Raw genomic sequence first — 11862 nt, forward strand, 5'->3', positions numbered from 1 at the left:
CGCCGTGGCGGACAGGACACCGGGCAGGAGCGCCGACGGCCGGGAACCGGCCGCGGCACGGCCGGACGAACCCGGCCGCCGGGAGGAGATGTCGGTACGGCCCGGCGAGGTGGGCCGCGGTGCGGGGGACGAGGTGCGTCCCGGCGCGAGCGTGGGCGGTGAGCGGGCCGAGGCGCGGTCCCACGGGAGCGGTCGCCCGGAGACGGCTGCGGATGCGTGGTCCGGCCTGGGCGAGGGCCGGGAGGAGATGTCGGTACGGCCCGGCGAAGTGGGCCGCGGCGCGGGGGACGAGGTGCGTCCCGGCGCGAGCGTGGGCGGTGAGCGGGCCGAGGCGCGGTCCCACGGGAGCGGTGGCCCGAAGACGGCTGCGGATGCGCGGTCCGGCTTGGACGGTCGCCGTGAGCGGGCGGCAGAGGCGCGGTCCGGTCTGGGTGATCGCCGAGAAGGAGCCGCGGATGTGCGGTCCGGCGCGGGTGTTCGTCCGGAGGCGGTCGAAGGGCGGTCCGCACGGGGCGAGGAGCGCCGGGCCGCGAAGGCGTGGCCGGGTGAGGGCCGGCTGCTGCCACCGGAGAGCTGCGACAAGTACGGTCTGCGCCTGCAGCACGCTGTGGGCGAGTTCGTGGACAGCCCCCGGGAGGCAGTCGAAGAGGCCGACCGGGTGGTCGAGGAGGTCGCCGCAGAGCTCGCTGACGCCCTGGTCTCCCGGCGGCGGACCCTGAAGGCCTCCTGGCAGGACACCGGCGACGGCACCCACGCCACTCCCGACACGGAACAGCTGAGGCTCGCCCTGCGCGACTACCGGGCGACGGCGGAGCGGCTGCTCGGCATCTGACATCCGCACCACGACGCGGGGGCCGCGCCCCGGACCATGTCCCGGGGTGCGGCCCCCGCGCGCTGCGGCGCTCAGTCCGCTCCGGGGCGCCCGGCCCGGCGCGCGCGCCAGTCCCGGACGATCTCCTCCACGTCGTACGGCTTGAGACCCAGAGGCGGTCCCGGCGGCGGCTTGAACATCATGTCGCGGATCTTCACGTTCAGGTCCTCGACCAGCCGTCGCACCAGCCGCTCGGACGGTGCCACCGCGGCCGCCGCCAGCGTGTCCTCCGCCTCCTTGCGCAAGGCCAGCGTCGGGGGCAGGACCGCGATCCCCTCGCGGGCCATCTTGCGCTTGATCCACCACAGTTCGTCGTACACCGTCTCGGTCACGGCGGGCGCGGGCCGACCCGCCCCCGGCAGGTCGGTGAACTCCCCGCGGGCCTGCGCGTCGCGGATCTGCTTGTCGGCGAAGGACTCGAAGCTGACGCCGGGTGGCTTGCGCTCGGTCATGGGTTCATTGTGCCGGAGGTCACCCGACGAAGCGATCGGGCGAATTATCATTCCGCAGCGAACGCCAACCAGGCTCAGCGGCGGAACACTTGAACCGCCGCAGCGCCGGAACCGCCGCACTCAGGAGGAGCGCACGTGCTCGAACTCACCATGGCCTCGGTCTCCCGGGAGGACGCCGGGGCGACGGCCGGCATGCAGATGGCCGACTCGCCCAGCGATCCGGGCTCCGTGCTGCGGGTGGGCCGGGACAAGACCGTGTGCAGGCTGGCCACCCCCGACGACTGGCTGTTCATCTCCCGTGTCCACCTGGAGTTCCTGTGCGGCCCGGACGGCGGCTGGCAGGTCACCTGGCTGCGCGGCTCGCACGCCGATCCCTCCTCCGAGGTGCTGCTCACGCTGGCCGGGCACCCGGTGCAGCCGCTGCCGTACGGCGGCACGGCCCGACTGCCGCACGGCGGCTCGGGGGAAGTGGTCATCCGGGACCGCACCGCCCCGCGCAGTGTCAACGTGGGCTTCTACCACGAGGTCTGAGGGGACCGCGGCCTCAGCCGACGACGCGCGCCAGCGCGAACCCGTCGTGTCCCTTCGTGCCCACCGTCTGCACCGCCGTACCGCTCAACTTCGGATGCGAGCCCATCAGTTCCAGCGCGGCGCGGGTGCCCCGCACGCTCGGGTCCTCGCTGTCCGCGTCGGTGACCCGGCCGGCGCGCACCACGTTGTCGAGGATGATCAGGCTCCCGGGGCGGGTCAGTTTGAGGGCCCATTCGACGTAGCGCGCGTTGTTGACCTTGTCCGCGTCGATGAAGACCAGGTCGAAAGGCTCCGGGCGCTCCTCGGCCAGCTTCGGCAGCGACTCCAGCGCCGGGCCGACGCGAACCTCGGTGATCCCGCCCAGGCCCGCCCGTGCGAGGTTGCCGCGGGCGACCTCGGCATGCTTCGCGTCGTACTCCAGGGTGATCAGACGGCCGTCCTCGGGCAGTGCGCGGCCCATCCAGATCGCGCTGTAGCCGCCGAGCGTGCCGATCTCAAGGATGCGGCGCGCACCCTGGATCACGGCGAGGAGCTGGAGCAGCTTGCCCTGGTTCGGCGCGACGTTGATGGGCGGCAGCCCGGCCGCCTCACTGTCGCGCAGGGCCGCGGTGAGTGCCTCGTCTGCGGGGGAGAGAAGGTCGGTGAAGTAGGCGTCGACATCGTCCCAGAGCTCCTGCGCTGTGCTCATGCACCATGCCTCTCATATGCGTAGTTAGGTGGGCTAACTAGTCTCCCTAAGGAATATAGCCCGAGGCGAGCTCCCCTGTCAGTGGATGTCCCCCGATCGGGCCGCCCCACGTGCGGCACCGAGACGACGTGGTGTTCGACCCCGTACGGGGCCCCAGTCAGCGCTCCTCGCGCTCGACCGAGGGTGCCGAACCGGGCAGCGGCCGTCCGGCGGACTCCGCCATGAACCAGACGGCGGCACCTCCGATCACGGCCGCCGCCATCATGTAGTAGGCGGGCATCATCATGTTCCCGGTCGCCCCGATCAGGGCCGTGACCACCAGCGGGGTCGTGCCGCCGAACAGTGACACCGAGACGTTGAAGCCGATCGAGAGCGAGCCGTAGCGCACCCGGGTCGGGAAGAGGGCCGGCAGCGCGGCAGGCATCGCCGCCGTGAAGCAGACCAGCAGCAGGCCCAGCGCGCCCATCCCGAGCGCGACCGCGAGCAGGCTGCCCTGGCGGATCAGCAGCAGTGCCGGAACCGACAGCAGCAGGAAGCCCGCGCAGCCGGCCGCGATCAGCGGGCGGCGGCCGATCCGGTCGGTGAGCGCGCCGGCGAAGGGCTGCACGACCATCATCAGCGCCATCACGCCGAGCACGACCAGCAGTCCGTGGGTCTCGTCGTACTTGAGCTCACTGGTGAGATAGCTCGGCATGTACGACAGCAGCATGTAGTCGGTGACGTTGAAGACGAGCACCAGGCCCATGCACAGCAGCAGCGCCTTCCACTGCCCGGTCACCATCTCCCGCAGGGGCACCTTGGGCCGGTCGGCCTCGGCCTTCTCGACCTCCGCCGCGAAGGCCGGGGTCTCCTCCAGGCGCATCCGCAGATAGAGGCCGATGACGCCCATAGGGCCCGCGATCAGGAACGGGATCCGCCAGCCCCAGGCCACCAGGTCCTCGGAGGACAGCAGCGCGGTCATCACGGTGACCAGGCCGGCGCCTCCTATGTACCCGGCGAGCGTGCCGAACTCCAGCCAGCTGCCGAAGAAGCCGCGCCTCTTGTCCGGCGCGTACTCGGCGATGAACGTGGACGCGCCCGCGTACTCGCCACCGGTCGAGAAGCCCTGGACCAGGCGTGCCGCGAGCAGCAGGACCGGGGCGCCGACGCCGATCGTCGCGTACGACGGGATCAGGCCGATCGCGAACGTGCCGGCCGCCATCATGATCATGGTCAGGGTGAGCACCTTCTGCCGTCCGATGCGGTCGCCGAGCGGCCCGAACACCGTGCCGCCGAGCGGGCGGACCAGGAAGGCCGCGGCGAACGCGCCGAAGGTGGACAGCAGCTGCGCGGTGGGGTTGCCGGACGGGAAGAACACCTTGCCCAGCGTCACCGCGATGTAGCTGTAGACGCCGAAGTCGAACCACTCCATCGCGTTGCCCAGTGCGGCCGCCTTCACGGCGCGCCTGACCAGAGCCGGGTCGGTGACGGTGGCCTCGGGGCGGGCCGGGGCCTTCGGTGTGAGGGGGACGGAGAGTGGAGCGACGGTCGCCAAGGTTCCGCTCGCCTGCCTTTCGACGGGGACAGGGACAGGGCTCGCCGCCGGCGGGCGGACCGGTGGACTGCCGCGGGGCGGGCCGAAAAGCGACCATAGGTGTACCTGCCACCGTTACGTCCCGTGACCGGCGTACCGCCCAGAGTGCCTAAATGCGGCCTAAGCAGGCGTGACGCGCGCGTCGCGGGGCGCCGTCGGCCGTCCTGTTTGTGATCCTTCTCGCGCCCCCTGGCTGGAACCGGACTGCTCATGCACCGTCGTCCGGACGAAAGCCGGGCGGATCTCAGGTGAAGTGGGGGTTGCCTGCGTCTCACATCGGGGGTGCCAAACCTCATAGGGTGCGGACAGGCGTAAACGCGCGGGATACACGGAACGAACGGGGCGGGAGGGCCGACGGGGCGTGGCGAACGCGGAGCACAGCGGTCAGATGGGCGGTGCCTTCGGGGCGGGGGCGGCGGAGCAGGCGCAGGCACGGCTGAAGGTGGCCCGGATCGGCCTCTGGACGATCGCCGCCGTCCTGGCCCTGCGCCAGGTCACCGTCGCCCTGAGCACACCCCGGGGCGACCGGCTGACGGACCTGGAGACCTGGGTGGGGCCCAACGGGGTCCTGCACGTCAGCGGGTCGCTGTACGACTCGACCCGGTTCACCGGCACGCCGTTCGCCGGTCTGGTGCTCAAACCCCTGACCCGGGCGGCGCAACAGGCCCTCGGCTGGAGCTGGACCTTCGGCACGCTGCTGCTGGTCGTCGCGCTCGGCCTGGTCGCCGCCCGCGCCCTGCCGCAGCCGGTGACCCGGCGCAGCGCACTGCTCGCCGCGCCCGTCGCGATCAGCCTGCTGATGCTGTCGCTGCCGGTGCGCAACACCCTCTACCTCGGCCAGACCAGCATCATCCCGGTCCTGCTGGTGCTGCTCGGCTGCTTCGCCGTACGCGGGGAGCGGGCCGGCGGTCTGCTGATCGGCCTGGGCGCCGCGCTCCAGCCGACCGTGCTGCTCTTCGCCCCCCTGCTGTGGTTCACCGGACGCCGCCGTGCCGCCGTCTCCGCCGCCGGCACGTTCGCGGTGTGCACCGTGCTCGCCTGGGCGGCGATGCCGCACGACTCGTACACCTACTGGGTGCACCATCTGGCCGGCACCGGCCTCGGCGGCAAGGCCGACGACCACGCCAACCAGTCCCTGCACGGTGCCCTGCTCAGACTGGGCCTGTCAGGACCGCTGGAGATCGGGCTGTTCTTCCTGCTGGGCGCCGCGGTCGCGGTCCTCGGGCTGCGCCGCGCGATCCGGTACGCACACGACGGTCAGCTGCTGCTCGCCGTCGCCGTCACCGGGTGCGTCGCCGTCGTCGTCTCGCCCACGAGCTGGCAGCACCAGCTGCTGTGGGTGCTGCTCGCGGTGGTCGGACGGGTCGGCCGCAGAGCCTCCGACCGGTATATGTGGCCGGTCGCCGTCGTCCTGGTGATGACACTGCCGGCCACGATGATGCTGCCGAACATCGGGGGCATCGAGCCGCTCCGCGACAACCTGGTCCTGCTGGCCGCCCTCGCCGCCGCCACCTGTGTGCCGTTCCTGTCCCGGACGTCCCCTTATTACCGGGCGCCCGTACCCACCGAGTACGCCCGGCCCGTCCCCGCCCGCTGGAAGCACGTGCCCCTCCTGCCGTACTTCCGCAGGGTCCTCAGCCGCCCCAACCTGCTGCTCGAACTGCTGCTGATCCGGGTCACCTACGCCGCCTACGCCCAGGTCAGGCTTGCGGCGACCGGTGACAGCAGCACGGCGGGCCGGGCCACCGCCGAGCACCACGGCGACCAGGTCCTCGCGGCCGAACGGTTCCTGCACATCGACGTCGAGCACTGGGCCAACCATGCCGTCGTGAAGGTGGGCTGGCTGCGCGACTTCTTCGACTTCTACTACGAGTCCTTCCACTTCGTGGTCCCGATGACCGTCCTCGCCGTGCTCTGCCTGCGCCGCCCGGTCGACTACCGGTGGGCGCGCTCGGTCCTCGGCTTCACCACCCTGATCGCCCTGGTCGGCTTCTGGCTCTACCCGCTCGCCCCGCCGCGTCTGATGCCGCACCTCGGGATCATCGACACCGTCCACGGGGTCCAGGACTTCTCCAAGCCCGACTACGGCACGCTGACCGCCGTGACGAACCAGTACGCGGCGATGCCCTCGCTGCACTTCGGCTGGTCCTTGTGGTGCGGCCTCACCATCGCGATCCTCGCGCCCAGGTGGTGGATGAAGGCGCTCGGCCTGCTGCACCCTCTCTTCACGGTCTCGGCGATCGTGGCGACCGGCAATCACTGGGTGCTGGACGCCGTCGGCGGTGCGGCCGTGGTCGGCTCGGGCTTCGGGCTCGTCCATCTGCTCCAGGGGCCCCGGGCCCGGGTGGCGGTGGCGGCCGCCGGGGTCAGCACCGCACCGGCCCCGGTGAAGGCCCGTACTCCGAGCTGATCCGGTACGTGCCCGGCGCGGTGACCGTCAGCCGGGTGAACTCTCCCGCGCGGGTGAGACAGCCGCCCTCGGTGCGCAACCAGGGCGAGTAGGCGATCCGCACGGTCACCGAACCCGGCCGCGGCACCCGCACGTCCATCGTGGCGCTCGTCGTCCGCAACACGGCGGCCGGCGCCTGCACCAGGGGCACCGCGCCCCGCACCCGGTACACCCTCCAGTGGGCGTCCTGCCACACCGGCTCCAGCCAGGCGGGGCGGTGGTCGCGGACCAGCCGCGCCTCCTGTTCGGCGAACCCGTCCGGCTTGCCCAGCGGCAGGACGACGAGACCGACCGCCCAGTGGTCCAGCCAGCCGCGATAGGCCGCCGCCGAGAACGTGCCGTCGTAGAAGAGGCGGCCCCGCTCGATGTCGAGCTGCCGGTTCCAGCCACGGGCCAGGTTCATGTGCGGGGCGAGCGCGGTCGCCTCCCGGTGGTTGCGGGCGGGGACGACCTCCACCCGGGTGCGGTCGGCGCCGAGTGCCTCGAGGGTCCGCAGCACGCCGCCGGTGTCCGTGGCCCAGGCCGGCACCGTGGTGGAGACACGCAGGTCGTCAGCGGTCTTGCGGCCCACCCAGACGACGGAGAGGACCAGCACGACGATCAGGAGATTGCGCCGCAGCAGGTGCAGCCGGGGCGCGGTGAGCAGCGCCGCGAGCAGTACGGCCGGCGCGAACAGCTCCGCGAACCGCTCGATGTTCGTCCCGATCGGCGACGGGATCAGATAGACGAGGACGGTTCCGGCCGCATAGACGACCCCGCTCCACCGCGCGACCCGCCAGCGGCGCGGAGCCAGCACCGCGACGGCCAGGCCCAGCAGGGCCGGCTGCCAGATGCGGCCCGCGGGCATCAACTGCTCGCCCTCGAACGGGAACAGCAGGGTGGTGGTGGCGACCACCGCGAGGGGCGGCAGCAGCAGGACGAGGGCTCGCCGCCAGTCCCGTACGAGCAGGAATCCGGCCCCCACCACGGCCAGGAACAGCCCGGCCACCGGGCTCGCCATGGTCGCCAGGGCCGCGCACGCCGCCGCGAGCACCGGCCGCCACCCCCTGCCCCGGTCGCGGCCGCGCTCGTGCCGGGGGACCCCCACCAGCAGCACACAGCCCGCCAGCCCGAACGCGACGCCCAGCGCGAACGTCGTACGGCCGGACGCCACGTCGCACCACAGCGCCAGCGACGCGAGCAGCGCGGGTCCGGCCGGCCTGCGGACCCGGGTGCGCACGATCAGCACCGCGGCCAGCCATGTGGCGGTGAGGCCGGAGACGACGGTGACGGTGCGCACGCCGAGCGCGGCCATCAAGTAGGGCGAGATCACGCTGTAGTTGGCGGTGTGCATCCCGCCGTACCAGAAGAGGTTGTACGCCGACGCGCCGTGCCGGGCGGCGAACCCGGCCCATGCCTCCTGGGCCGCGAGGTCACCGCCGCCGGTGGCCAGGAACAGCCACCACAGCGCGTACAGCGGCAGGACGGTGAGCGTGGCGAGGAGCGGCACCCGATGGCGGCCCCGAAATGCCCGGAAAGGGCGGTTCCGCAGGGTGGCCGGGTCCTCCGGCCGGACGACGGTGAGCTCGGCAGGGGCCACGGGTGCGCATTTCCGTTCGACGTCTTCGGCGGGTGGGACGACTGTGCCCCCTGGAAGACGCCGGAGGGAAGACGGACGTTCACCTGAAGGTGGGTCACATGGGTCGTATGCGCCGCGGGGGGAGGCAGGGGCGGGGTGTAGGGGAGTGCCCCTGCCTCCCCCGGGACGGGCCGGCGGCGCCGGGAAGCCGACGGCCCGGGTCCGTCAGTCCACCGTGACCTGGAGCTCCTTCACGCCGTTGATCCAGGCCGAGCGCAGACGGCGCGGATCGCCGGCCGGCCTGAGACCCGGCATGGCGTCGGCGATCGCGTTGAAGATGAGGTCGATCTCCAGCACCGCGAGGGACTTGCCCAGGCAGTAGTGCGGGCCTCCGCCGCCGAAGCCGAGGTGCGGGTTGGGGTCGCGGCCGATGTCGAAGGTGTCCGGGTCGTCGAAGACCTCGGGGTCGTGATTGGCGGAGGAGTAGAAGAGGCCGACCCGGTCGCCCTTCCTGAGCTGCTTGCCGCCCAGTTCGGTGTCCTGGGCGGCGGTGCGCTGGAAGGAGACCACCGGGGTCGCCCAGCGGACGATCTCCTCGGCGGCGGTGGACGGGCGCTCCCGCTTGTACAGGTCCCACTGCTGTGGATGGGTGAGGAAGGCGTGCATGCCGTGCGTGATGGCGTTGCGGGTCGTCTCGTTGCCGGCGACCGACAGCATCAGCACGAAGAACCCGAACTCGTCGTAGGTCAGATTGCCCTCGCCCTCGGCGGCCACCAGCGTGGTGACGATGTCCTTGGCCGGGCACTGTTTGCGGTCGGCGGCCATGTTCATGGCATAGGCGATGATCTCCGTGGCCGCCTCGGCGCCGACCTCCTTGGTGATCGCGTACTCCGGGTCGTCGTAGGCGATCATCTTGTTCGACCAGTCGAAGATCTTGGACCGGTCGTCCTGGGGGACGCCGATCAGCTCGGCTATGGCCTGAAGGGGCAGTTCACAGGCGACCTGGGTGACGAAGTCGAACGGGCCCCGCTGTGCGAGAGCGCCGTGGACGATGGCCTGCGCACGGGCGCGCAGTCTGTCCTCCAGCGCGCGGATGGCCCGCGGGGTGAAGCCGCGCTGGACGATCTGGCGGACCCGGGTGTGCTCGGGCGGGTCCATGTTCAGCATGATCAGCCGCTGGGCGTCGATCGCGGCGCGCGCGATGTCCTCGTTGAACCGGATGATCGCGGTGTTGAGGGACGAGGAGAAGATCTCCGGGTGCGTGGAGACGTACTTGACGTCCGCGTGGCGGGTCACGGCCCAGTACCCCTCGTCCTGGAAGCCGGCGGCATTGCCCGCCTGGGCTATCCAGCGCACGGGTTCGGCCAGGCGCAGCGCGGCGAACTCCGGCAGGGGCACTCGGTGGTGCAGCAGATCGGGGTCGGTGAAGTCGAACCCGTCGGGCAGCGCGGGACAGGGCATGGCGACCCCCAGCATTCTGACGGTCCATCAGGAATTGCCGTGAAGGTAGTAACGGGTTCTATAAGTCGCAAGGGGTGCGGCCACCCCAATTGCGTGCGGGATTCGTGCAGATCACGACTTCGGAGGCTGCAAGCCTCTTGCGGCCTCGGGTCCGGTGTCAGCAGACTGCACGCAGAACTAGAACGCGTACTAGTTCTGCGTGGCGGGTGGGCCGGGACGCCCGCGCCGCGCGGGTGACCGAGGAGAGGACGAACCCCCCATGGCCGCGGAGCCCGTGATCGTCGAAGCCGTACGCACCCCCATCGGCAGGCGCGGAGGCGCGCTCGCCAATCTGCACCCCGCCTATCTTCTGGGCGAGACCTATCGCGAACTCCTCGGCCGCACCGGCATTCACGCCGACTGCGTCGAGCAGATCGTCGGCGGCACCGTGACACACGCCGGCGAGCAGTCCATGAACCCCGCGCGCACGGCGTGGCTGACCATGGGCCTGCCCTACGAGACCGCCGCCACGACCGTGGACTGCCAGTGCGGCTCCTCGCAGCAGGCCTCGCACATGGTGGCCAACATGGTCGCGGCGGGCGTCATCGACGTCGGGATCAGTTGCGGCGTGGAGGCCATGTCGCGGGTGCCGCTGGGCTCCGGGTCCAAGCACGGCCCCGGCAAGCCCTTCCCCGACGAGTGGAACGTGGATCTGCCGAACCAGTTCGAGGCGGCGGAGCGGATCGCCCGGCACCGCGGACTCACCCGGGAGAACGTCGACTCGCTCGGGCTCATCTCGCAGGAGCGGGCCGCGATCGCCTGGTCGGAGGAGCGGTTCAAGCGCGAGACGTTCGCCGTGCAGGTGCCCACCAACGAGGAGGAGCAGCAGGCCGGCCAGGGCATGTGGCGGCTGGTCGACCGGGACGAGGGGCTGCGCGACACGTCGATGGAGGCGCTGGCGAGGCTCAAGCCGATCATGCCGACGGCGGTGCACACGGCGGGCAACTCGTCGCAGATCTCGGACGGCGCCGCGGCGATCATGTGGGCGTCGAAGCGGATGGCCCGGGCGCTGAAACTGCGCCCTCGGGCGCGGATCGTGGCCCAGGCGCTGGTGGGGGCGGACCCGCACTTCCACCTGGACGGGCCGATCGACGCGACGAAGGCCGTACTCGGGAAGGCCGGGATGTCGCTGAAGGACATCGACCTGGTCGAGATCAACGAGGCGTTCGCGTCGGTGGTGCTGAGCTGGGCGCAGGTCTTCGAGCAGGAACTGGAGAAGGTGAACGTGAACGGCGGCGCCATCGCGCTGGGGCACCCGGTGGGTGCGACCGGCGCCCGGCTGATCACCACGGCGCTCCATGAACTGGAGCGCAGCGACAAGGAGTTCGCACTGATCACGATGTGTGCGGGCGGCGGACTGGCCACCGGCACGATCATCCAGCGGTTGTAGACGCCGTAGTCGGTCGGTGACCGCGCTCACCCGTGCGGCGGAGCGACTCGCGCGCAAACGCCGAAGGCGGCGGCCCCGGTTCGGGGACCGCCGCCTGCGCAGCAGCGAGAGCTCGGCTCGATCAGTACCAGTGGTGGGCCGACCAGAAGTTCCACGCGGCGGCCGGGCTGCCGTAGCGGGAGTTCATGTAGTCGAGGCCCCACTTGATCTGAGTGGCCGGGTTGGTCTTCCAGTCGGCACCGGCGGACGCCATCTTGGAGCCCGGCAGGGCCTGGACCAGGCCGTAGGCGCCGGAGGAGGCATTGGTGGCGTGGACGTTCCAGCCGCTCTCGTGGGAGACGATCTTGTTGAACGCTTCGTACTGCGTGGCGTCCGGAATCATCTGACGCGCGATCGCCTGGGCGTTGGTGGCCGTAGAAGGAGTGGCGGCCTGAGCGGGCGCCGAAGCCATTGCCATGCCGGCGGCGGCAGCCGCGACGGCGGCGGTGGCGATGGCCTTCTTCGGGGTGGCGATGCGGCGGATGAAGGAGACGGACACGTGGCACCTTTCGGTCGGGTACAGGGAGTCGCGGCATGCCCGAACCACGCGGGGCGTGGTGAGGGTGTGCATCGGCGCCGCGGCCCGTGTGGGCTCTGCGGCGCCCGGCGACGTCATCCAGAGAAGCAGGCCGAAGGAATGTCCGCAATGCCCCCTTTTACTAGTGGTGGTCGCATCCGCGGCTCGGACTGGTTGTGTGATCTGGCTCTCAATTCCCAGGTCAGCGGCTGAATTGCCGCGTACATGACTTCCGGTTCCGGCTACGGCCCGAGGCCGTAGGTGACGCCGCTCACGTGGGGCTCGTCACGGTTT

Annotated in this window: 10 protein-coding genes; 4 read left to right on the forward strand and 6 right to left on the reverse strand. The window is 71.3% G+C overall.

Features of this window, described 5'->3' with window-relative positions; translation table 11 throughout:
• The first annotated feature begins 4 nt into the window (after positions 1 to 4).
• Positions 5 to 832, forward strand: a complete 828-nt coding sequence (locus ABZ904_RS04880) for a hypothetical protein (RefSeq protein WP_361821165.1) — start codon at positions 5 to 7, stop codon at positions 830 to 832.
• Positions 833 to 903: 71 nt separating this feature from the next.
• On the opposite strand, the gene ABZ904_RS04885 is transcribed toward ABZ904_RS04880, so the two are convergent.
• Positions 904 to 1323: a DUF1992 domain-containing protein gene (locus ABZ904_RS04885; RefSeq protein WP_359393238.1), complete on the reverse strand. Its 420-nt coding sequence runs from the start codon at positions 1321 to 1323 to the stop codon at positions 904 to 906.
• Between the two features lie 135 nt (positions 1324 to 1458).
• Here ABZ904_RS04885 and ABZ904_RS04890 point away from each other — a divergent pair, with 135 nt between their 5' ends.
• Positions 1459 to 1854: a hypothetical protein gene (locus ABZ904_RS04890; protein WP_359393240.1), complete on the forward strand. Its 396-nt coding sequence runs from the start codon at positions 1459 to 1461 to the stop codon at positions 1852 to 1854.
• A gap of 13 nt (positions 1855 to 1867) precedes the next feature.
• Here the strand turns inward: ABZ904_RS04890 and ABZ904_RS04895 are convergent, their stop codons facing one another.
• Both ABZ904_RS04895 and proP read right to left on the reverse strand, forming a co-directional pair.
• Positions 1868 to 2542, reverse strand: a complete 675-nt coding sequence (locus ABZ904_RS04895) for an O-methyltransferase (protein ID WP_359393242.1) — start codon at positions 2540 to 2542, stop codon at positions 1868 to 1870.
• A gap of 157 nt (positions 2543 to 2699) precedes the next feature.
• Complete coding sequence (gene proP, locus ABZ904_RS04900) at positions 2700 to 4076, reverse strand: glycine betaine/L-proline transporter ProP (RefSeq protein WP_361821167.1); 1377 nt, start codon at positions 4074 to 4076, stop codon at positions 2700 to 2702.
• 400 nt (positions 4077 to 4476) lie between these two features.
• Here proP and ABZ904_RS04905 point away from each other — a divergent pair, with 400 nt between their 5' ends.
• On the forward strand, positions 4477 to 6525 hold the full coding sequence (locus ABZ904_RS04905; protein ID WP_359393246.1) for a bifunctional glycosyltransferase 87/phosphatase PAP2 family protein: 2049 nt from the start codon (positions 4477 to 4479) through the stop codon (positions 6523 to 6525).
• Here ABZ904_RS04905 and ABZ904_RS04910 read toward each other — a convergent pair.
• On the reverse strand, positions 6482 to 8095 hold the full coding sequence (locus ABZ904_RS04910; protein WP_359393419.1) for a hypothetical protein: 1614 nt from the start codon (positions 8093 to 8095) through the stop codon (positions 6482 to 6484). The genes ABZ904_RS04905 and ABZ904_RS04910 overlap by 44 nt on opposite strands.
• A 252-nt stretch (positions 8096 to 8347) precedes the next feature.
• A complete protein-coding gene (locus ABZ904_RS04915; RefSeq protein ID WP_361821307.1) occupies positions 8348 to 9583 on the reverse strand; it encodes a cytochrome P450 in 1236 nt (411 codons plus the stop codon).
• Between the two features lie 259 nt (positions 9584 to 9842).
• Here ABZ904_RS04915 and ABZ904_RS04920 point away from each other — a divergent pair, with 259 nt between their 5' ends.
• Positions 9843 to 11012 carry a steroid 3-ketoacyl-CoA thiolase gene (locus ABZ904_RS04920; protein WP_361821170.1) on the forward strand — a complete coding sequence of 390 codons (1170 nt, stop codon included), beginning with the start codon at positions 9843 to 9845 and terminating at the stop codon, positions 11010 to 11012.
• 121 nt (positions 11013 to 11133) lie between these two features.
• Here the strand turns inward: ABZ904_RS04920 and ABZ904_RS04925 are convergent, their stop codons facing one another.
• Positions 11134 to 11550, reverse strand: coding sequence for a transglycosylase SLT domain-containing protein (locus tag ABZ904_RS04925; RefSeq protein WP_359393251.1), 417 nt, complete (start codon positions 11548 to 11550; stop codon positions 11134 to 11136).
• Between the last annotated feature and the right edge of the window lie 312 nt (positions 11551 to 11862).

Source organism: Streptomyces sp. NPDC046900 (assembly GCF_040644975.1).
GTDB lineage: Bacteria > Actinomycetota > Actinomycetes > Streptomycetales > Streptomycetaceae > Streptomyces.

What these genes read in the sequence shown, in the direction of transcription:
- ABZ904_RS04895 (WP_359393242.1), bottom strand. Translation starts at nt 2,542, where the DNA reads ATGAGCACAGCGCAGGAGCTCTGGGACGATGTCGACGCCTACTTCACC.
- ABZ904_RS04885 (WP_359393238.1), bottom strand. Translation starts at nt 1,323, where the DNA reads ATGACCGAGCGCAAGCCACCCGGCGTCAGCTTCGAGTCCTTCGCCGAC.
- ABZ904_RS04920 (WP_361821170.1), top strand. Translation starts at nt 9,843, where the DNA reads ATGGCCGCGGAGCCCGTGATCGTCGAAGCCGTACGCACCCCCATCGGC.
- ABZ904_RS04915 (WP_361821307.1), bottom strand. Translation starts at nt 9,583, where the DNA reads ATGCCCTGTCCCGCGCTGCCCGACGGGTTCGACTTCACCGACCCCGAT.